General features: G+C 56.0%; 18 protein-coding genes. 8 read left to right on the forward strand and 10 right to left on the reverse strand.

Annotated features, from left to right (window positions below; translation table 11 throughout):
- The first annotated feature begins 33 nt into the window (after positions 1–33).
- Together J2125_RS14495 and J2125_RS14500 are read left to right on the forward strand one after the other, a co-directional pair.
- Positions 34–390: a type II toxin-antitoxin system RelE/ParE family toxin gene (locus J2125_RS14495; protein WP_017800586.1), complete on the forward strand. Its 357-nt coding sequence runs from the start codon at positions 34–36 to the stop codon at positions 388–390.
- The gene (locus J2125_RS14500; protein WP_017800585.1) at positions 380–697 is read left to right on the forward strand and encodes a helix-turn-helix domain-containing protein; all 318 of its coding nucleotides are present in this window, start codon (positions 380–382) and stop codon (positions 695–697) included. The genes J2125_RS14495 and J2125_RS14500 overlap by 11 nt, the downstream gene beginning before the upstream one ends.
- 35 nt (positions 698–732) lie before the next feature.
- On the opposite strand, the gene J2125_RS14505 is transcribed toward J2125_RS14500, so the two are convergent.
- Positions 733–1,734, reverse strand: a complete 1,002-nt coding sequence (locus J2125_RS14505) for a zinc-binding alcohol dehydrogenase family protein (protein ID WP_017800584.1) — start codon at positions 1,732–1,734, stop codon at positions 733–735.
- Between the two features lie 96 nt (positions 1,735–1,830).
- Here J2125_RS14505 and J2125_RS14510 point away from each other — a divergent pair, with 96 nt between their 5' ends.
- Together J2125_RS14510 and J2125_RS14515 are read left to right on the forward strand one after the other, a co-directional pair.
- Entirely contained in the window at positions 1,831–2,727 is an 897-nt protein-coding gene (locus J2125_RS14510; RefSeq protein WP_026111631.1) for a LysR family transcriptional regulator, read from the forward strand.
- Positions 2,728–2,849: 122 nt separating this feature from the next.
- Positions 2,850–3,743, forward strand: a complete 894-nt coding sequence (locus J2125_RS14515; protein ID WP_017800582.1) for a siderophore-interacting protein — start codon at positions 2,850–2,852, stop codon at positions 3,741–3,743.
- 36 nt (positions 3,744–3,779) lie between these two features.
- Here the strand turns inward: J2125_RS14515 and ettA are convergent, their stop codons facing one another.
- A complete protein-coding gene (gene ettA / locus J2125_RS14520) occupies positions 3,780–5,447 on the reverse strand; it encodes an energy-dependent translational throttle protein EttA (protein ID WP_026111630.1) in 1,668 nt (555 codons plus the stop codon).
- A gap of 205 nt (positions 5,448–5,652) precedes the next feature.
- On the opposite strand from ettA, the gene J2125_RS14525 reads away from it, so the two are divergent.
- A complete protein-coding gene (locus tag J2125_RS14525) occupies positions 5,653–6,600 on the forward strand; it encodes a 2-hydroxyacid dehydrogenase (RefSeq protein ID WP_017800580.1) in 948 nt (315 codons plus the stop codon).
- A 67-nt stretch (positions 6,601–6,667) separates the two neighbouring features.
- Here J2125_RS14525 and deoR read toward each other — a convergent pair whose 3' ends face one another.
- The gene (gene deoR / locus J2125_RS14530) at positions 6,668–7,432 is read right to left on the reverse strand and encodes a DNA-binding transcriptional repressor DeoR (RefSeq protein ID WP_017800579.1); all 765 of its coding nucleotides are present in this window, start codon (positions 7,430–7,432) and stop codon (positions 6,668–6,670) included.
- Positions 7,433–7,803: 371 nt separating this feature from the next.
- Between deoR and rbsK the strand changes: the two genes are divergently transcribed.
- The 3 genes from rbsK to J2125_RS14545 are packed head-to-tail and all read left to right on the forward strand — an operon-like array spanning position 7,804 to position 11,074.
- Positions 7,804–8,718 (forward strand): ribokinase, encoded by a 915-nt coding sequence (gene rbsK / locus J2125_RS14535; protein WP_017800578.1) that lies wholly within the window; start codon positions 7,804–7,806, stop codon positions 8,716–8,718.
- 14 nt (positions 8,719–8,732) lie between these two features.
- On the forward strand, positions 8,733–10,061 hold the full coding sequence (fucP, locus tag J2125_RS14540) for an L-fucose:H+ symporter permease (RefSeq protein ID WP_017800577.1): 1,329 nt from the start codon (positions 8,733–8,735) through the stop codon (positions 10,059–10,061).
- Positions 10,058–11,074 carry an aldose 1-epimerase family protein gene (locus J2125_RS14545; RefSeq protein WP_017800576.1) on the forward strand — a complete coding sequence of 339 codons (1,017 nt, stop codon included), beginning with the start codon at positions 10,058–10,060 and terminating at the stop codon, positions 11,072–11,074. Before fucP ends, J2125_RS14545 begins: the two co-directional genes overlap by 4 nt.
- Before the next feature lie 28 nt (positions 11,075–11,102).
- Here J2125_RS14545 and J2125_RS14550 read toward each other — a convergent pair whose 3' ends face one another.
- From J2125_RS14550 to J2125_RS14580, 7 genes are all read right to left on the reverse strand, one after another.
- The gene (locus J2125_RS14550; RefSeq protein WP_017800575.1) at positions 11,103–15,023 is read right to left on the reverse strand and encodes a non-ribosomal peptide synthetase; all 3,921 of its coding nucleotides are present in this window, start codon (positions 15,021–15,023) and stop codon (positions 11,103–11,105) included.
- Between the two features lie 258 nt (positions 15,024–15,281).
- Complete coding sequence (gene urtE, locus J2125_RS14555) at positions 15,282–15,980, reverse strand: urea ABC transporter ATP-binding subunit UrtE (protein WP_017800574.1); 699 nt, start codon at positions 15,978–15,980, stop codon at positions 15,282–15,284.
- A 1-nt stretch (position 15,981) separates the two neighbouring features.
- Positions 15,982–16,773 carry an urea ABC transporter ATP-binding protein UrtD gene (gene urtD / locus J2125_RS14560; RefSeq protein WP_017800573.1) on the reverse strand — a complete coding sequence of 264 codons (792 nt, stop codon included), beginning with the start codon at positions 16,771–16,773 and terminating at the stop codon, positions 15,982–15,984.
- A complete protein-coding gene (urtC, locus tag J2125_RS14565) occupies positions 16,766–17,842 on the reverse strand; it encodes an urea ABC transporter permease subunit UrtC (RefSeq protein ID WP_017800572.1) in 1,077 nt (358 codons plus the stop codon). The genes urtD and urtC overlap by 8 nt, the downstream gene beginning before the upstream one ends.
- Positions 17,842–19,416 (reverse strand): urea ABC transporter permease subunit UrtB, encoded by a 1,575-nt coding sequence (urtB, locus tag J2125_RS14570; protein WP_017800571.1) that lies wholly within the window; start codon positions 19,414–19,416, stop codon positions 17,842–17,844. The genes urtC and urtB overlap by 1 nt, the downstream gene beginning before the upstream one ends.
- A gap of 100 nt (positions 19,417–19,516) precedes the next feature.
- The gene (gene urtA, locus J2125_RS14575) at positions 19,517–20,785 is read right to left on the reverse strand and encodes an urea ABC transporter substrate-binding protein (RefSeq protein WP_017800570.1); all 1,269 of its coding nucleotides are present in this window, start codon (positions 20,783–20,785) and stop codon (positions 19,517–19,519) included.
- A gap of 31 nt (positions 20,786–20,816) precedes the next feature.
- Complete coding sequence (locus J2125_RS14580) at positions 20,817–21,533, reverse strand: GntR family transcriptional regulator (RefSeq protein ID WP_017800569.1); 717 nt, start codon at positions 21,531–21,533, stop codon at positions 20,817–20,819.
- Positions 21,534–21,538: the final 5 nt, after the last annotated feature.

Here is a 21,538-nt window from a genome sequence, read left to right on the forward strand (position 1 = left end):
ATATAGATATAAACCGACGAATGGATGACGCGGATGAAAACACTATATTGGATTGGTAGCAGTAAAAAGGACCTTCAGTCGTTACCTGAAGATGTACAGGATACTTTCGGCTATGCCTTACATCTGGCGCAACGTGGTGATAAACACCCCCAGGCCAGACCACTAAAGGGATTTGGCGGAGCTGGAGTGCTGGAAGTGGTTGAAGATTATTTCAGTAATACTTATCGGGCAGTGTATACCGTCAATTTCGGTGACGTAATGTATGTTCTGCATGTATTCCAGAAAAAATCGTTAATCGGAATTACCACACCCAAACCCGATATGGATAAGATACGCGAAAGGCTGAAATCCGCAGAAAACCATGCTAAAGGAGTTTGCTATGAGCCATGATATCGAAATCAGCAGCGGCAATGTTTATGCCGACATTGGCCTGAATGATGCCGAAGAAATGCTGGTAAAAGCACAGCTTGCGGCGACAATTGGCAGCATCATTAAAAGCCGTAACCTGACTCAGGATCAGGCCGCAAAACTTTTGGGGATGACTCAGCCAAAACTGTCTAATCTGCTGCGTGGCCAATTTCGCGGGATTAGCGAAGCCAAAATGCTGGAATGTCTGACCCGTTTAGGACGTGATATACAAATTGTCGTAGGAAAACCACGCCTCACGCCGGGCAGTCTGAAAGTGGTATTTGCCTGATAAATCGGGCGGTGTCCTCGCCGCCCTGGGTAACCTTAATACACCATTACCACTTTGCCGCGCATATGGCCTTCCAGCACCCGTTGATGGGCGGCGGTCAGGGTTTCCACACTCAGTCCCGACAGGGTTTCATTCAGCGTGGTGCTGAGTTTACCGGCATCCAGCAGGCTGGCGACTTCATTCAGGATCTCTCCCTGACGCGCGATATCCGGCGTGTTAAACATGCTGCGGGTATACATCAGTTCCCAGTGCAGCGCCGCGCTTTTCAGCTTCAGCTGAGTCATATCCAGCGGTCGGGCGTTTTCCACGATGGTGCAAATATGGCCCTGCGGCGCAATCAGCTGCGCCAGCGTCTCCCAGTGACCATCGGTATCATTCAGGCAGAAGATATAATCCACCTGTTTCAGGCTCTGCTTCTCCAGCTCTGCGGCCATATCCTGATAGTTAATGGTCAGGTCGGCGCCGCGATCCAGACACCACTTTACGGAATCCGGACGTGAGGCAGTGGCAATCACCTTTACCTTGCTGTTGAGTTTAGCAAAGGGGATCGCCAGTGAGCCGACACCACCCGCGCCGCCAACAATCAGCAGGGTTTTGCCTTCTGCGGCGTGCTGAATATTCAGGCGTTCAAACAGACCTTCCCATGCAGTCAGCGCAGTCAGTGGCACGGCGGCAGCGGCAGCCCAGTCGAGGCTTTGCGGCTTATGGCCGGTAATACGTGCATCAACCAGCTGTAGCGTACTGTTGCTGCCTGGACGGGTGATATCACCGGCATAGTAAACCTCATCGCCAGCTTTAAACCCGCTGACTTTGCTGCCGGTGGCCAGCACCACAGCGCTGGCATCCCAGCCCAGAATACGCGGAGCCTGCAAACCGCTGCTCTGCGCGCCTTTATGCACCTTGGTATCCACCGGATTGACTGAGGCGGCTTTTACCTCAACCAGCAGGTCATAGTCGCCTGGCGTCGGTGTCTCGGGATGGATCTCAATAAACTGTGCCGGATTTTCCGGGTTAATCGCAATCGCTCGGTTATTCATCATTATGCTCCTGAGTTAAGTGGGTTAAGTGTAGAAGCTGTTTACTAAAGTGATAAGATGGACAATCAATGACAGAGTGTTCGTCCAGGATGAACAATAATGTTTAAACAGTTACAGGATATGGCGCTGTTTGCGCTGGTGGCGGAAAGCGGCAGCTTTACCGCGGCGGCGGCGCGTGCCGGACTGCCGAAATCCAGCGTCAGCCAGCGCATCAGCCAGCTGGAGCAGGCGCTGGGTTTGCGTTTACTGAATCGCACCACGCGTCAGCTGAATCTGACTTTTGCCGGTGAACGTTATCTGATTCACTGCCAGGAGATGTTGCAGGCCAGCGAGCGCGCCGGGCAGGCGATTGAACGCCTGCGCGCCAACCCCAGTGGCCGTTTGCGCATTACCAGCCCTGCAGGGATTGGCGCTACGCTGCTGGCGCGCTGTAACACCCAGTTTCAGCAGCAGTTCCCTGATGTCACCCTCGAAGTGTCGGTGTCTGACGATATTCGCGATCTGGTGCAGGAGGGCTTCGATATTGCGTTACGCACCGGCAAGCCGCAGGACTCCTCGCTGATTGGCCGTCGTATTGGTTACTGTCAGCGCCTGCTGGTGGCCTCTCCGGCTTATCTTGCGCAACATCCGGCTATCCGGCATCCGCAGCAGCTGGCGCAACACCGCTGTATTGCTCACCGTGCCTGGAGCGAGTGGCTGTTGACGCGCGGCGAGGAGTGGCATAACTGGCTCCTGCCGCCAGCGCATATGACCGATAATCTGATCTATGCGCGTGAGTGTGCGCTGCAGGGGGCGGGAATTACGCTGTTGCCACGTTTTTTAACCCACGAGCTGATGCAGCAGCAGGCGCTGGAACAGGTACTGCCGCAGTGGCAGGTAGAGGGTAATGAGTTATGGCTGGTCTATCCGAGCCGTAAACTCAACTCGCCCGCGCTGGCCTGCTTTATTGATTTTGCCCTTAGCTCGCCGGTATTTAGCGAGTTCTATCGCTGACCATTGCGCCGCCAGATTAAATCCTGCACAACAGTATGGATTTAATACGCATTCTCATTATCATTTAGCTTTGCTATTCTTCCTCCCCTGGAATATTTCCCGAAGTGATCAGAGGCGGTTTTATGGCGGCGGTTGAGAGTTATCGTTTATTTAATGTGGTGCTGGCGCGTAAGCAGGTGCTCTCTCCATCCATGCTGTGCTGCGTTTTCAGTGGTGATGAGGTGCGTCAGATGAAAATGGACGGACCGGATCAGCGCATCAAACTGCTGTTTCCTTCGCTGAATGGCACGCCCCCGACGCTGACGGCGGAAAGCCACTGGTGGCAGCAAACCAAAGCGCTGCCCGCGGAGACCCGTCCGATTCCACGTACTTACACCATTCGCCGGGTCAATGCGCAAACCGGTGAAATGGAAGTTGAATTCGTCATGCATGGCACCGAAGGTCCGGCCTCGGCGTGGGTGCTGGCCGCCGGGCCGGGCGACGCCTTGCAGATTGTTGCGCCGAATCGTGCTCACACTGAAGAGAGCGGCGGTTTTGAGTGGCGGCCGCATGCGCAGATGGAGCGTGCGCTGGTGATTGCCGATGAGACAGCGCTGCCCGCGGCGAAAGGCATTCTTGAGCAACTGGCGACGCGTGCTAATCCACCACAATTGCAGATTTTCCTCGAAGTGCCGAAACGTGGTGATTGCGTTGATTTAAGCCAGTTCACCTTTGCTGAAGTACACTGGCTGGCGCGCGAGGCGAGCGGCGCCAGTTATGGCGAAGCATTGCTGAGTGCGGTGCAACAGCATGTGAAATTGCCGGAGTATGCGCTGACCGGTCAGGCGCTGCGTGAAGAGGGGGCGGATGAGATTGTATGGGATCGGGCGGCGAGTGATGATACCCGTTTCCACGGCTGGGTGGCCGCAGAATCCAGCGCAGTAAAGCATCTGCGTCGCTATCTGATTGGTGAGTGCGGTCTGTCGCAGGACAGTATCAGCTTTATGGCGTACTGGAGTCGTGGACGTCGTCCATAAAAACAGGCGGCGTTATCGCCGCCCCGGTAAGCGTCGCTATTTGGTCATACGCTTATATTTGATGCGTTTTGGCTCCAGCGCCTCGGCGCCAAGAGTACGCTTCTTATACTCTTCGTATTCGGTAAAGTTACCTTCGAAGAATTCGACCTTACCTTCATCCTGATAATCAAGGATATGGGTAGCAATACGGTCGAGGAACCAGCGGTCATGCGAGATCACCATCGCACAGCCCGGGAACTCCAGCAGGGCGTTCTCCAGGGCGCGCAGGGTTTCGATATCGAGGTCGTTGGTCGGTTCATCGAGCAGCAACATATTGCCGCCAACCTGTAGCAGCTTAGCCAGATGCAGACGGCCACGCTCACCACCAGACAGCTCGCCCACACGTTTACCCTGATCGACGCCTTTAAAGTTAAAGCGGCCAACGTAAGCGCGGCTTGGCATCTCGGTGGTGCCGATACGCATAATATCCTGACCGCCGGATACTTCTTCCCAGACGGTTTTCGAATTATCCATGGAATCACGGAACTGATCGACGGAAGCCAGCTTCACGGTATCGCCCAGCTCAATGCTGCCGCCGTTTGGCTGTTCCTGACCGGACAGCATACGGAACAGGGTCGATTTACCGGCGCCGTTGGCGCCGATAATGCCGACAATCGCGCCTTTCGGTACGGAGAAGCTAAGATCGTCAATCAGCACCCGGTCGCCGTAGGACTTGCTCAGACCGTTCACTTCCACCACCTTATCGCCCAGGCGTGGGCCTGGTGGGATAAACAGTTCATTGGTTTCGTTACGTTTCTGATATTCGGTGCTGTTCAGCTCTTCAAAGCGCGCCAGACGTGCTTTGCCCTTCGACTGACGGCCTTTGGCGCCCTGACGCACCCACTCCAGCTCTTTCTCAATCGACTTACGACGCGCAGCTTCCGAAGACGCTTCCTGCGCCAGACGCTGATCTTTCTGCTCCAGCCATGAAGAGTAGTTGCCTTCCCAGGGAATACCTTCACCGCGGTCCAGTTCCAGAATCCAGCCCGCAACGTTATCGAGGAAGTAGCGGTCATGGGTAATCGCCACCACGGTGCCTTCGAAGTCATGCAGGAAGCGCTCAAGCCAGGCCACGGATTCGGCATCCAGGTGGTTGGTTGGCTCATCGAGCAGCAGCATATCGGGTTTTTCCAGCAGCAGACGGCACAGCGCCACGCGACGACGCTCACCACCGGAAAGATTCGCCACTTTGGCATCCCAGTCCGGCAGGCGCAGCGCATCGGCCGCACGTTCCAGCTGGCTGTTCAGGTTATGGCCATCGTGCGCCTGGATAATCTCTTCCAGCTTGCCCTGTTCGGCCGCCAGCTTGTCGAAGTCCGCTTCCGGCTCAGCATAAAGTGCGTACACTTCATCCAGACGCTTCAGCGCGCCAACCACTTCAGCGACCGCTTCTTCAACGGATTCACGCACCGTATGTTCGAGATTCAGCTGCGGTTCCTGCGGCAGATAGCCGATTTTCAGGCCGGGCTGTGGACGCGCTTCGCCTTCGATATCTTTATCGATACCGGCCATGATGCGCAGCAGGGTGGATTTACCGGAGCCATTCAGACCCAGAACGCCGATTTTCGCGCCCGGGAAAAAGCTCAGTGAAATATTTTTGAGAATGTGACGCTTCGGCGGAACCACTTTGCCGACGCGATGCATGCTATAGACGAATTGAGCCACGTTAAAATGAGCCTCTTAAGGTCTGTGTTGGTGTTGGGGCGGAACTGCCCACTCAGATGACGAAGTTTAGCTGTTTTCCTGCCTTAATCACAGCCGATGCCCAGAGTATTCTGTCGTTTAGTCCTCGCTGGCGGGATAACTGTTTGATTTTTGCACGGCCAAAACGTTATGCTGATTTTTTGCCTTTTAAACCAGAGGGATATCAATGAAAGTTCTGATTGCGGCTGAAGAGAACGCGTGGGGCGGCATGATACAGCAGCTGCGCCAGCAACTGCCCGACGTCGAATTTATTGCTTCGGCCGGTCATGCCGCCCAGAGTCTGGCCGGTTTCGACGTGCTGATCCCCGGTATGGCGCGGGTGGATGCACGCCTGCTGCAAACCGCTGACAACCTGAAACTGATTCAGCAAGCTGGCGCCGGTCTGGAAGGCGTTGATATCCATAGCGCCGGGGAGCAGGGGATTATCGTCGCCAATGTGCCGTCGGATCACTCCGGTAATGCTGATTCGGTGGCGGAGCTGGGGATCTGGATGATGATTGGCCTTGCGCGTAAGGCGCTGGAGTTGCCTGACAGCATTGCTCAGCAGCGCCTGGGTCAGCCGACCGGTCTCGGTTTAATGGGCAAAACTGTCGGACTGGTGGGCGTGGGCGGCATTGGCAAAGCGTTAGCCAGACGCCTGACGGCATTTGGCGTGCGGTTGATTGGCGTCAAACGTGATGCCGACCGCGCCTTTGCCGAACAGCATCAGTTATCCTGGTTAGGCACCATGGAACAGCTGCCGGACCTGCTGGCGGAAGCGGATTTTGTGATTTTAAGCCTGCCGGATAATGCACAGACCCGGCATATCATCAATGAAAATGCGCTGACGCAGATGCAGGCGGGCAGCTTCCTGATTAATTTAGGTCGCGGTGGGTTGATTGAGAAGCAGGCGCTGATTGCGGCGCTGGAGCTGGGGCACATTGCTGGCGCCGGGCTGGATGTCTTCTGGCAGGAGCCACCCGATCCGCAGGATAAGATTTTCAGCTACAACGTGATTGCCACCCCGCATATTGGCGGTGTCACTGATATTTCGCTGCAGGGTAATGTGGCGGGCGTATGCGAAAATATCCGCCGCCTGCGCGATGATGAAGAGATTTTGCATCGCTGGGCCTGAGGGGCGAGAACGCCGTCATTACGGCTGGCGCAAACCATTGATACGGGCGGCGTTCTCGCCGCCCGTATTACAGGGTGATCACTTTCACTTCTGCTGCTTTCAATTTTTGCGCCAGCGCCCTGGGCGGTGCGCTGTCACTGATTAAGGTATCAAACAGATCCAGTTCGCCGATGCGTGCTGGCAGCACCTTGCCAAATTTGCTGCTGTCGGCCAGCAGGATCTTGCGCTGAGCGCGTTGCAGCGCATGATGCTTCATCTGCAACTCGTTAACATTGTAACAAGTCGCCCCCTGATTGACATCGATGCCCGCCGCCGAGATAAAGGCCAGTGATGGACAGAGTTCGTCCAGCACATGATTCTGTCCCAGCGGCGTGAAAATCGCGTTATCCGGATGGAATTCGCCGCCGCTGAGGATCACATGGCAGCCACGCTTCTCTTTCAGCGCCAGAAAGGTATTCATCGCACAGCAGATGGCGGTAAAGGACAATTCATCGTCAATGGCGTCAATTACATAAGGAATGGTGGTGCCACAGTCAAAAAACACCGTATCGTTAGCGTTAATTAGCGTCGCCGCCAGCCGGGCCAGCTGCTGCTTTTTGCTGACGTTCTGCGACTGCTGATCCGAGACAAAGTAGTGACCCTGGCTGATACGCGGATCGCTGACGATATAGCCGCCAAGCAGCACTACCGTTGAGGGCTGTTCATTAAGATCGCGACGAATCGTCATCTCCGAAACACCGAGTAACCGGGCGGCATCTTTCAGATGGAGCTTGTCGATACGCTTTAATGCATGCGCCAGTTTATTTACGCGCTCGTCGCGCCGGGTTTCCATGGTGATTTCCTTTGATTAATATCCCTGACCTGATGGGGTATTGCCAGCAACCATCGTCAGATCTTATACCGCCAATGGTTCTCTTCAGTTCACGATAAATTTCACTGATTTTAATGATTTGCGCGTCATTAAGCTGGCAGCCTGGCAATATTACCTTTAATAGAATCGCCCCGCAAACCTCGCGCATCACGCCTCAGTCTCACGCATTAATTGTTAAAATAATAACATTAATCACAGCAGTTAAAATAGCAACTCCCTTCTGCTGGTGCGTTTACGCTGGTTGAGATTCATGTCACAAATATAACATTGCATCGTTGTTATTGTTATTTTAACAACATTAAATGTTTAAAAATGACTCAGCGGAGAGTGCTATGGATATTGCCGTCATCGGTTCCAATATGGTGGATTTGATCACCTACACCAATACGATGCCTAAAGCCGGTGAGACGCTCGAAGCGCCCGATTTTGCGATTGGCTGCGGGGGAAAAGGCGCTAATCAGGCGGTGGCGGCGGCAAAGCTCGGCGCCAGCGTGATGATGATCAGCAAAGTGGGCGAAGATCTGTTTGCCGATAATACCGTCAATAACTTGCAGGCGTTTGGCATCGATACGCGGCACGTCACTGTCGCGCCGGGCGTATCCAGCGGAGTGGCGCCGATCTTTGTCGATGACCAGTCGCAAAACCGTATTCTGATCGTTAAAGGCGCCAATAATCAGCTGCTGCCCGCCGATATTGATGCCGCCGCAGCGCAACTCAAGCAGTGTCAGCTGATCATTTTGCAGCTGGAGATCCCGCTGCCGACGGTGTATCACGCCATTGATTTTGCCAGCCAGCACGGTATCGCCGTGATCCTCAATCCAGCACCCGCGGTGACGGAACTGGATATCGACTACGCCTGCCGCTGTGATTTCTTTATGCCAAACGAAACCGAGCTGGAGATTCTGACCGGTCTGCCGGTGGCGACGGAAGAGGAGGTGCTGCGCGCCGGGCAGACGCTGCTCAGCCGTGGTCTGAAGAATCTGATTATTACGCTGGGAAGTCGGGGTTCGGTATGGATGCAGGGTGACAGCGTATATCGCGTCAGCCCAACCGCAGTGCAAGCCGTCGATACCAGCGGCGCGGGCGATGCCTTTATCGGCTGCTTTGCGCACTACCTGGTGCAGAACGGCGATATCAGACAGGCGATGCAACTCGCTTCGGCCTTTGCGGCCTGTAGCGTAACCGGGCGTGGAACGCAGCGTTCTTATCCCGATGCCATCACCTTCCAACGTTTTCTCAACGCCTGAGTGGGGATCCTCACATGCACCAGAATATCGTTCAGCAATCCGATGGCTATCTGAATAAGACGCCACTGTTTCAGTTTATTTTGTTGTCCTGTCTGTTCCCGCTGTGGGGCTGCGCCGCCAGCCTGAATGACATCCTGATTACCCAGTTTAAAAGCGTCTTTGCTCTCAGCGATTTCGCCAGTGCGCTGGTGCAGAGCGCCTTCTATGGCGGCTATTTCCTGATTGCGATCCCGGCGTCGCTGGTGATCCGCCGTTCCAGCTATAAAATTGCCATTCTGATCGGGCTGGCGCTGTATATCGCCGGTTGCATTATGTTTTATCCGGCGTCGCATATGGCGACCTACACCATGTTCCTTGCGGCGATTTTCGCTATCGCCATTGGTCTGAGCTTCCTTGAAACCGCGGCCAACACCTACAGCTCAATGATTGGCGATCGTCAGCATGCTACGCTGCGCCTGAATATCAGTCAGACCTTCTATCCGGTCGGCGCGCTGATGGGGATTGTACTGGGTAAATATCTGGTGTTTCAGGATGGCGACAGTTTGCAGAGCCAGATGGCGACGATGAACGCAGAGCAGATTCACCAGTTTCGTCTGACGATGCTGGAGCACACGCTGGAACCCTATAAATATCTGATTATGGTGCTGGTGGTGGTGATGCTGCTGTTTCTGCTGACGCGTTACCCGCGCTGTAAGCCGGAAAGTGCTGGCAAAAAGCTGCCGGGACTGGCGGAAACCTTCAGCTATCTGGCGAAAAATCGCCACTTTAAGCGCGGCATTGTGGCGCAGTTTCTCTATGTTGGTATGCAGGTGGCGGTATGGTCATTTACCATTCGTCTGGCGCTGAATCTTGGCGCCACCAATGAGCGTCACGCCTCCAACTTTATGATCTACAGCTTTATCTGTTTCTTTATCGGCAAGTTTGTCGCCAACTTCCTGATGACGCGTTTCCGCGCCGAGAAAGTGCTGATTGCTTACTCCATCGCCGGGGTGGTGACGCTGGCTTATGTGATGCTGGTGCCGAACTTTACCGCCGTCTATGCCGCAGTCTTTGTCAGCGTGCTGTTTGGCCCCTGCTGGGCGACCATTTATGCCGGCACCCTGGCGACGGTCGATAACCGATACACCGAAGTTGCTGGTGCTTTTATTGTGATGGCGATTGTCGGCGCCGCCTTTGTGCCCGCCTTGCAGGGTCTGGTCTCTGACCATCTCGGCTCGATGCAGCTGGCGTTTGGCGTGTCGCTGCTCTGTTTTGCCTGGGTCGGATTCTATTTCTGGGGTGAGCTGCGCCATAAAAAACAGCCGCTGGCGCAGGGCGCTGCATTTGTCGGGGAGGCACGATGAAAACCACATTACCGCTCCATCCTGCGCTGTTTCAGGAAACGCCACGTACTCTGCTGGATAATGCGCGCTTTAAAGTTGAGTTGTTTCGCTATCCATCCGGGATTGAAGCAGTGCGGCTGGAGAATGCGCGCGGCTTTGTGATCGTGCTGCCGTTCTACGGCCAGATGGTCTGGGATATGCAGTTTGACGGGCAGCGTTTAACCATGGGCAGCGGTTTTAAACAGCCGCTACCGGGTAAGGATATTATCGATACCTACGGCTGCTTTGCTTTTCACTCCGGGCTGCTGGCGAATGGCTGTCCGGCTGCCGATGATACTCATCCGCTGCACGGTGAGATGGCCTGCGCGCGTCTCGATAATGCCTGGCTGACGCTGGAGGAAGATCGGCTGGCGCTGCACGGCGATGTGGAATATATCAAGGGATTTGGCCATCACTACCGCGCCGCGCCAGCGGTGACGCTACTGGGAGATACGCCGCGTATTGAGATCGCCATGCAGGTGACTAACCTCTCCGGCGCAACCATGCCGTTGCAGTATATGTGTCATATGAATTACGCCTGGGTGGCAGATGGGCGCTTTAGCCAGAATATCCCGGATACGGCGTTTCAGCTGCGCACGTCGATCCCGGCGCATGTTCAGCCAACGCCGCAATGGCTGGACTATACCCAACAGCTGGCAGCGGCGCCGCAGGCGTTTGACGGCCTGCAGCGGCCAGAAATGTGCGATCCGGAAATCGTGTTTTTTGCCGATAATCTGCCGCAGTATGTGCAACAGGCTGAATTTATGCTGCATTCGCCGCAAGGGTATAGCTTTGTCACGCGCTTTGATACCCGCCAGTTCAGCGCCGCGACGCGCTGGCTGCTGCATAATGCCGACCAGCAGGTGGCCGCCTTTGTGTTACCGGCCACCTGTCGGCCGGAAGGGCATAACGCCGCCAGACGCGCGGGCAGCTTAATCACGCTGGCGGCGGGTGAACAGCGTCAGTTCCGGGTGGAGACCGGGCTGGCGGATTGAATTTTTGGGCGGCGTATCGCCGCCCGTGTCAGCCCATCAGCGCCTCGCCAATCTCCTGATGACAGTAAATAATTGAGTAGTGATTTGCCGCCAGCGGCACCCGGCGCAGTCTGGCGTTCAATACCGCTAAGCCATTGTCTTCCAGCGCCAGCAGCGCCTGGCCGTTGGCGGACTGATATTCGCCGGGCGTGGCAAACTGCATCGCTTTAAACAGCGTGATGCGGCTGTGTCGCAGCGGCGCGCTGAGCGGCTGATTACTGAGAATAATATCGGTCTGTTCCGCCTGTAGCGCGCGTTGCGCCGCCTGATCTTCAATGCCAATCATCGCCAGCACCATCTCCAGCGTGCCCGGCTCCGCGCGTAGCTGGAATTCGGTCTGATACACACTGTCCAGCACGCAGATATGAATATCCTGAAAGCCTTGCTGTTCCAGCTGGGCGGCGATCTCCAGCGCGATATTACCGCCCAGCGACCAGCCGAGCAGCCGTACCGTGCGTTGTGCAGACAAGCCATGCGCCATCATGGCGCGCAGATAGCAAGCGGCCAGATCGCTGAGTGAGTCGATATGCGGCTGGTGAAACAGATTGTAATTATTGATGCCGATGGCGCTCAGTTTACCGTTTAGCGACAACGCGAGATCGCGATAGATCTCACTGCCGACCACTGCCGGATGAATCATCCATACCTCTTCTGGCGAACACTGGCTATTTAGCGGTTGCAACAGACAGAAGCTGGCCGGGGACTGGTTCAGTTGCGCCAGTAATTTCTGGATCGGGTTATTGATCGCTTCCGGCGCCAGTTGCTGATCGTCGGCGAGGTTGCGGATCGCCCGCGCCTGGCTGGACAGCGAAGAGTGGGCATACAGCGTTTTGATATCCAGCCACAGTCCCTGGCGTCGCAGGCGCACCATCAGCTGAATGGCATGAATCGAGTGGCCGCCGAGGGCAAAAAAGTCATCATCACGGCTGACTTTTTCTACCTGTAAAATTTCCTGCCACCAGCTTGCCAGCAGCTGTTCATCTTCACTTTCCGGCGCCAGACACTGATCGTTGCGGCTTGCTGTCGGTAGCGGCAGGGCGCGGCGATCGAGTTTGCCATTGGGTGAAAGGGGCCATGCCTGCAACTGCACTAGTGCGGAAGGGATCATATAATCGGGCAATACGCCGCGCAGATAGCGGTGCAGGCGCGGGCCAAGATCCGGCTGATCGCTGGCGACGAACCATGCCACCAGACGTTTATCACCCTGTTCGTCGTCGCGGGCCATCACCACGGCGTCATCGATGCCTTCACACTGACGGATCTGCTGTTCAACCTCAGCGGTCTCAATGCGCACGCCGCGGATTTTGACCTGAAAATCGTTGCGTCCCAGATATTCAATGCTGCCATCTTCCAGCCAGCGCGCCAGATCGCCGGTTTTATACAGCCGCGCAGCGGGGTCATCACTAAAAGGATCGCGGATAAAGCACTCCGCCGTCAGCTGCGGGCGATTAAGATAGCCGCGCGCCACCTGCACGCCGCCAATATAGAGTTCGCCCTTGCTGCCTGGCGGGAGCGGCTGCAGTTGCGCATCCAGAATATGCAGCTGAGTATTGCTGACTGGTCTGCCAATCGGCACCAGCGGACGCGGATCCTGCGGATGGCAGTGCCAGTGGCTGACATCCACCGCCGCTTCGGTCGGGCCATACAAATTATACAGCGCCGCGCCCGCCAGTTGCCGATGGCAACGCTGGACGGTAGCCAGCGGCAGTGCTTCGCCGCTGCAGATAATTCGTTGCAGGCTGTCGCATTGCGCCATATCGCCGTGACTGAGAAACAGCTGCAACATTGAGGGAACAAAATGAATGGTGGTGATCTGTTGCTGCTGAATCAGTGTGCAGAGGTAGTCAGGATCGCGGTGGCCGCCGGGTTTTGCCATCACCAGCCGTGCGCCGCTGATTAATGGCCAGAAAAACTCCCATACCGACACATCAAAACTGAAAGGCGTTTTTTGCAGCACCCGATCTTCTGGCGTCAGCTGATACGCCTGCTGCATCCACTGCAAACGGTTGATTACGCCGCGATGTTCATTCATCACCCCTTTCGGTTGTCCGGTGGAGCCGGAGGTGTAAATCACATACGCCAGCGAGCGCTGCGGATCGACGCCACTGGCAGGCAGATTCTCTGCGGCGGCGAACTGCCAGCGCGCGCTATCGCGTTGCAGATGCAGCGCCACCAGACCTGGCGCAACCGCTGAAGCTGTCGCCCGTTCGCCGGCATCGTCGAGCAGCAGCAGCCGTGCGCCGCTATCCTGCAGCATAGTGCTGAGCCGCTCCTGCGGATAGTCGGGGTCGAGTGGCACATAAGCCGCACCGGCTTTAAGAATGGCGAGCAGGGCGATGACCAGCTGATTGCTGCGTTCGGCGCACAGCGCCACGCGATCATCACGACCGATGCCCGCCGCGCGCAGATGCCAGGCGAGCTGATTGGCCTGCTGATTCAGCTCGCTATAGCGGAGTGGCTGGTCGCACCCTCCGAGCGCAATGGCCTGCGGAGTGCGCAGCACTTGCTGTTCAAACAGGCGATGTACGCCCCCGGCTGGCGTCCAGGGCTGGGTATGGTGATTCCAGCGCGCCAGTTGTCGTTGCTCTGTCGCCAGCAGCAGCGGCAGCTGCGCCATCGGTAAATCGGTGGCGGCATCCAGTACGCTTTTCAGCAGGTGGCGCACCCGTGCTGCGGTGCGCATTGCCCACTCTTCGTTAAACCATCCCTGATTAAAATTAAACTCCAGCAGCGGATCATCCTGCGGATGGTAATGACGCAGATAGATGGTCAGTGGCATCTGTTCATAGCCGTGGTGCATGGCGCTCACTTTTAGCGGCTGATTATCCAGTTCAATATCGGTGGGAAAACATTCAAGGGAAAAGGTGATGTCATACAGCTGGCGACGACCCTGCTGGCTCAGGCGCAGCTGGCGATTCAGCTCGGCAATCGGGTAACGCTGGTGGCGATAACAGAGACGCAGCTCGCTCGCCACCTGCTGAATTAACTGGCCAAACGGCTGATGGATATCAATCTCAATTTTTAGCGGGATCATTGAGGAGAACATCCCCAGCGTCTGTTTATGCTGCGCGCCGCAACGGTTGTGTACCGGCACGCCGATAGTCAGGCTCTCCGCCTGCCACAGGCGCGCATACCAGCAGGTGAGCAGCGCCAGCATAAAGTGCATCACCGAGCCGCCACTCTCTGCGGCATAAGCCTCCATCTGCTGATAGCGCTGATGCGGCAGAGGGTGGACAATTTGCCGGCTGAGCGAGGCGGCTTGCTGTGTCAACGAAGCCGCTCTTTCGCCCGCCAGCGCACTGGCGGGGGTGCCGGAAAAGCGGCTCAGCCAGAAGTCGCGATCGGCAGCATAACGCGGAGAGTGCAGATAGGCTTTATCGCTGGCAATAAAGTCCGCATAACGCGTGGCGGCAGGCAGGTCGCCGCAGGCCCCGGATTTTAACTGCTTATAACGATCGATAATTAAGCGCCCCAGCAGCGACAGGGTGGTGCCGTCGGCAATCAGATGATGAGCGCTAATCAGCCACAGGGAATCGGTGGCATTGACTCTGACAAAATGGCAGCGCCACAGCAGCTGGTTATACAGCGGGAAAGGTTTAATAAATGAGACACGCAGATATTCCATTGCCTGATCGTTTGCCGCCCGTTGCTGCGTAAAGTCGCGATAGTCGATGATTATTTTTTGCCGTGGACGGGTACTCTGGATAATGCCTGATTCATCCTCCTGCAGGCGAATTCTCAGGGCGTCATGTTGATGTAAAATATCATTAGTTGATTTTTGTAGCAGAGAAATATCGATATCGCGCTTAATTCTCCATATGGCGCCAATATTATAACAGGGCGTATCCGGCGTGAGTAACTGATCGATTAAAACAGCTTGCTGTACGGTCGTTAAGGGATACACAGGCATGCGTGCGCCTCCGGCAAAGGATTGGGCTGTGAGCAATAAAGACAATTAAGTATATAAACTTTTCGCCAAAGCGAAATAAAATGGCGGAATAATTTAACCGTAACAGGAATTATTTATTTTAGACGGGGTTCTATTTTAATGCGGTATTATGATCTTTATTTAAGATGCGGATATAATAAATCAATTATCGTCAGGATATCATTGAGAAATAAAACAGGCGTAAGCGTTAAATACCCTTACGCCTGAAAAATAACATCATTAAATGGCCACCAGCCCGCGTACGCCATCTGCTTCCATACTGTCGCCGCGACCCCGCCGCACAATCTCACCGCGCGACATCACCAGATAGTTGTCGGCCAGCTCGGCGGCAAAGTCATAGAACTGCTCCACCAGCAGGATCGACATATCACCACGCTGCGCCAGCTGGCGGATCACCGCGCCGATCTCCTTAATTACCGATGGCTGGATCCCTTCGGTTGGTTCATCCAGGATCAGCAATTGCGGTTTGCAGGCCAGCGCGCGCCCAATGGCTAATTGCTGCTGCTGACCACCGGAAAGATCACCACCGCGCCGCTGCTTCATCTCTTTGAGTACCGGAAACAGCTGATAGATCTCTTCCGGCACTTGTCGGGCCTGCGCGGCGGGAAAGCGCGCCAGCCCCATTAACAGATTCTCTTCTACCGTCAGACGCGGAAAGATCTCACGTCCCTGCGGCACATAAGCGATGCCCGCCTGTACCCGTTGATGCGGCTTATGCGAGTTAATCACCTTATCCTGCCAGCTGATGGTGCCGGATTTGGCCGGGATCAGCCCCATCAGACACTTCAGCAGGGTGGTTTTCCCGACGCCATTGCGACCGAGCAGGCAGGTGACTTCGCCCTGACGGGTTGTAAACGACAGTCCGCGCAGGATATGACTGCCACCATAATATTGATTCAGTTCAGATACCTGTAACATATCAGCGCCCCAGATAAACTTCGATAACCTGCTCGTTGGCCTGCACTTCGCGCAGCGAACCTTCCGCCAGCACCTGACCCTGATGCAGTACCGTAACGTGGTCGGCAATGGTTTCCACAAAGCCCATATCGTGCTCCACCACCATCAGCGAATGCTTACCGGCGAGGGTGCGAAACAGCTCGGCGGTATACTCGGTTTCGGCATCGGTCATACCGGCGGCAGGCTCGTCGAGCAGCAACAGATGCGGCTCCTGCACCAGCAGCATACCGATCTCCAGAAACTGTTTTTGTCCGTGGGATAGCAGCCCGGCGGGGCGGCTGCGTTCGGCGCCGAGGCGCAGCAGCTTCAGTACCTCATCGATGCGATCCTGCTGTTCGCTGTCCAGCCGCGCGCGCAAACAGGCCCACACCGACTTATCGGTTTTAAGCGCAATTTCCAGATTTTCAGACACCGACAGCGCCTCAAATACCGTTGGTTTCTGGAATTTGCGGCCAATGCCGCTGCGGGCAATTGCCACCGGCGACAGGCGGGTGAGATCGGTATCCTGATCGTAAATCACTTTACCGCTATCAGGCCGCGTTTTTCCGGTGATCACATCCATCAGTGTGGTTTTTCCGGCACCGTTCGGACCGATAACACAGCGCAGTTCACCGACGCCAATATTCAGTGACAGATCGGTAAGCGCACGAAAGCCATCAAAGGAAACGTTGATCGCATTCAGCTGCAGGATCGGATCGCTTTGCTGGCGAAAACGATCTGACGGATGAGGCTGGGTAAACAGTGGCTCAGTCATGCTTCCTCCGGCGGATCAGACCAATAACGCCATGCGGCAGAAACAGCGTGACGAGAATAAACATCAGGCCGAGGAAGAACAGCCAGTATTCAGGAAAAGCCATGGTGAACCAGCTTTTCGCGCCGTTGACGATCCCGGCGCCCAGCAGCGGACCAATCAGCGTGCCGCGTCCGCCTAACGCCACCCAGATCGCGGCTTCAATTGAGTTGGTGGGCGACATTTCACCGGGATTGATAATCCCCACCTGCGGTACATACAGCGCGCCCGCCAGTCCGCACAGCACCGCCGACAGCGTCCAGACAAACAGCTTAAAACCCTTTGGGTCGTAGCCGATAAACATCAGACGGTTTTCGGCGTCGCGGACTGCCGTCAGCACACGGCCAAACTTGCTGCGCGCCAGCGCAAAGCCGATACCGAGGCTGGCGACCAGCAGTAACACGGTGGCGATAAACAGCCCGATGCGGGTGCTGGTGGCGGTCACCGGAAAACCGAGCAGGGTGGTAAAACCGGTAAAGCCATTGTTGCCGCCAAAGCCGGTTTCATTGCGGAAAAACAGCAGCATGCCGGCATAGGTCAGCGCCTGCGTCATAATCGAAAAGTAGACGCCCTTAATCTTCGAGCGAAAGGCAAACCAGCCAAACAGCAGCGCCAGCAGACCGGGCGCCAGCATAATCAGGCACAGCGCCCACGCAAAGTGCTGGGTGCCGCTCCAGAACCACGGCAGTTCACTCCATGACAGAAACGACATAAATGCTGGCAGGCCATCGCCCGCCGCCTGCCGCATCAGATACATGCCCATCGCATAGCCGCCAAGGGCGAAAAACAGGCCATGACCCAGCGACAGCAGACCGGCATAGCCCCACACCAGATCCAGCGCCACCGCCACAATCGCATAGCAGAGGATTTTACCGACCAGCGTCAGGGTGTAGGTGGAGATTGCCAGCGGATTCTCCGCCGGTAACAGCGCCAGAAACGGCATAATCAGCAGCGTCAGCAGCGCAATAACGCCGATGCTGATGGTCAGTCGCGGTGCTTTTTGCGCGACGGTTAGCGTCATTGGTTGTGTCATCAGTCAGTCACCCGCCCTTTGAATGCAAACAGCCCCTGCGGTCGTTTCTGAATAAACAGAATGATCAGCACCAGGATCAGGATCTTGCCGAGCACCGCGCCGATTTGTGGCTCCAGCACCTTATTCAGAATGCCAAGGCCAACGGCGGCGACTACGGTGCCCGCCAGCTGGCCGACACCGCCCAGCACCACCACCAGGAAGGAGTCGATAATGTAGCCCTGACCCAGTTCCGGGCCGACATTGCCTAATTGCGACAGCGCCACGCCGCCCAGTCCGGCAATGCCGGAACCGAGACCAAACGCCAGCATATCAACGCGGCCAGTGGGCACGCCGCAGCAGTCGGCCATCGCGCGGTTCTGCGTTACCGCCCGCACATTCATGCCAAGGCGGGTTTTATTCAGTAGCAGCCAGGTGAGGATCAGCACGCCAGTCACAAACAGGATCACTGCGATGCGGTTATAAGGCAGTACCAGATTCGGCAGGATCTGCATGCCGCCGGAGAGCCACGCCGGATTCGCCACTTCGAGATTCTGTGCGCCAAACAGCACGCGGATCAGCTGGATCAGCATCAGGCTGATGCCCCAGGTGGCGAGCAGGGTTTCCAGCGGGCGGCCATACAGGTGGCGGATCACTGTACGCTCCAGCAGCATGCCGATGGTTGCGGTAATAAAAAAGGCCACTGGTAATGCCAGCAGCGGATACCAGGCCAGCCACTCCGGCGCAAAGCGCTGAAACAGGCTCTGCACCAGCCAGGTGGCATAGGCGCCAAGCATCAGCATCTCGCCGTGCGCCATATTGATTACACCGAGCAGGCCATAGGTGATCGCCAGCCCCAGCGCCGCCAGCAGCAGAATCGAGCCAAGTGACAGCCCGGTAAACGCCTGCCCGAGCAGATCGCTCCACATCAGACGCTGTTTAATCTGCTGCAGGCTGTCGGCGGCAGCAGCGCGCACAGCGGCATCCGGTTCATTCTGTTCGCTGGTCAGACGTTGCAGGCTGCCCTGCATATTAGGATCGCTGGTTTCGCCCAGCAGTTTCACCGCGCGCAGACGCACCTGGGGATTGCTGTCGTTCAGCTGCAGATTAGCCAGCGCTAAGGTCAGCGCGGCGTGAACATTGCTATCCTGTTCAGCGGCGAGGCGCTGCGTCAGTAGCGGCAACTGATCGGCGACAGCATCATTTTGTAAGGCGCGCGCGGCACGCAGGCGGGTGGGCTGGTCGTTGCTGACCAGCTGATGCGATGCCAGCGCATTGATTATCAGCACGCGCAGACGGTTATTCATAAACAGCTTTTTGGTCGCTCCGGCGGGCTTTGCGCTGCCTTCCAGCGGCGTCAGCTGGCCATTGTGCCCGACAAACGGCTGTTTGTTTTGATCGATAACCACTGCTTCTTCACGCAGCGCCTGCAACAGAGCCAGGCGCGAGGCATCGGGCGCTGCGGCCCACTGTTGTAACAGGCTGGCCTGCTGCGTGCGGCTGGCAGCGGCGTAATCTGCGGCCGGACCGGCTTGCGCGGCAAATGGCGCAAGCAGGCACAGCGACAGCAGTAGCCAATATAATTTGATTATCTTCATCGCGATGCCTGTCTTATCTTGTAGGGGCGGCGTTTTCGCCGCCCGTGCCGCTGGAAAACGGGAGCCGATAACGGCTCCCCTGTGTTCGAGTTTTCCCGGACTATTGCGAAGATTTCACCGGATGGTCTGGCTTCTTATCATTACCGGCGATATACGGGCTCCATGGCTGGGCGCGCACCGGCTTATCGGTCTGCCATACCACGTTAAACTGGCCGTTATCTTCGATCTCGCCAATCATCACTGGCTTATGCAGATGGTGGTTAGTCTGGTCCATGGTCAGAGTAAAACCATCCGGCGCGGCGAAGGTCTGTCCGGCCATGGCGGCGCGTACTTTATCCACATCGGTGGTACCGGCTTTCTCAACTGCCTGCGCCCACATATGGATGCCGACATAGGTCGCTTCCATCGGATCGTTGGTAACCACGGTGTCCGCATTTGGCAGTTTGTGAGCCTTGGCATAAGCCCGATACGCAGCGACAAACTTGGTGTTGGTTGGGTTATCTACCGACTGGAAGTAATTCCATGCCGCTAAGTTACCGACCAGTGGTTTGGTATCGATGCCACGCAGCTCTTCTTCACCCACCGAGAAGGCGACAACCGGCACATCGGTCGCTTTGATGCCCTGATTCGCCAGTTCTTTGTAGAACGGTACGTTAGAGTCACCATTAATAGTGGACACCACCGCGGTTTTACCGCCCGCGGAGAACTTTTTAATATCGGAGACGATGGTCTGATAATCGCTGTAACCAAACGGTGTATAGACCTCTTTAATATCTTTATCCTGAATCCCTTTTGAGTGCAGGAAAGCGCGTAAAATCTTATTGGTGGTGCGCGGATAGACGTAGTCGGTGCCAAGCAGGAAGAAGCGTTTTGCTGCGCCGCCATCTTCACTCATCAGGTATTCCACGGCCGGAATCGCCTGCTGGTTTGGCGCGGCGCCGGTATAAAACACGTTTGGCGACATCTCTTCGCCTTCATACTGCACCGGATAGAACAGCAGGCCGTTCAGCTCTTCAAATACCGGCAGCACCGATTTACGTGATACTGAGGTCCAGCAACCGAATACCACTGCCGCTTTGTCCTGCGTCAGCAGCTGACGCGCTTTTTCGGCAAACAGTGGCCAGTTAGAGGCCGGATCCACCACTACCGGTTCCAGTTTTTTACCCAGTACCCCACCGCTGGCATTGATCTCATCAATGGTCATCAGCGCCACATCTTTTAACGGCGTTTCTGAAATCGCCATGGTGCCGGAGAGCGAATGCATAATACCGACTTTAATCGTATCTGCCGCCTGTGCTCCCCAGGCGAGCCCCATGCTGACAACCGTGGCGGACAGCGCAAATGCCTGCAAAAGTGAACGTCGTTTCATATCAACAGCCCCTCAAAGATATTGGTTGGAATTATTCGGGTGAACTGGTCTGAAGCCTTGCCTGCTGTAGCATATGTAGCGTGATTTTCCTGACCTCGGCCTTACTGACGGAGATATGATCGGTCAGGATGCGTTGTGCCTCCTCGGTTTGTTGTTTTAATACCGCCAGCAAAATACGGGCGTGTTCGCTATAGGTGGCATCAATACGATCCTCACGCGTAAAGTCGAGGCGACGAATGATGCGGATTTTTTCGGTTAACTCGGCATGGATCCGCGCCATTTCACCGTTGCCAGCGGCGGCGACAATCGCCATATGGAACGCTTCATCATGCAGCGATACCGCTTTACCCTCTTCCAGCCGTGGCTGATCGACCCAGAAGGCGGTCAGATCCGCCAGTAGTTCGGCGCAGCGGGCGGGCGGCAGCGCACATAAGCGGCGAACCGCTTCCCGCTCCAGCACGATGCGCAAATCGTACTGCTCTTCGAAGTATTCAAAATCAAATGGCCGTACCTGCCAGCCGCTGCGAAACCACACTTCGACATAGCCTTCACGCTCCAGCCAGAACAGCGCCTGCCGCACGGGTGTGCGGCTGACTTCCATTCTTTCCGCCACTTCGCTTTCGCTAAAGCGGTCGCCGGGCATCAGGCGGAAATCGAAAATATCGTTTTTAATCGTCTGGTAAATGCGTTCGGCCAGCACTTCCGGGCGTCCTTTACTGCGTTTCTGATGAAATCCGGCCTGCTGCATGCAGT

The sequence above is a fragment of the Winslowiella toletana genome (assembly GCF_017875465.1).
Lineage (GTDB): Bacteria > Pseudomonadota > Gammaproteobacteria > Enterobacterales > Enterobacteriaceae > Erwinia > Erwinia toletana.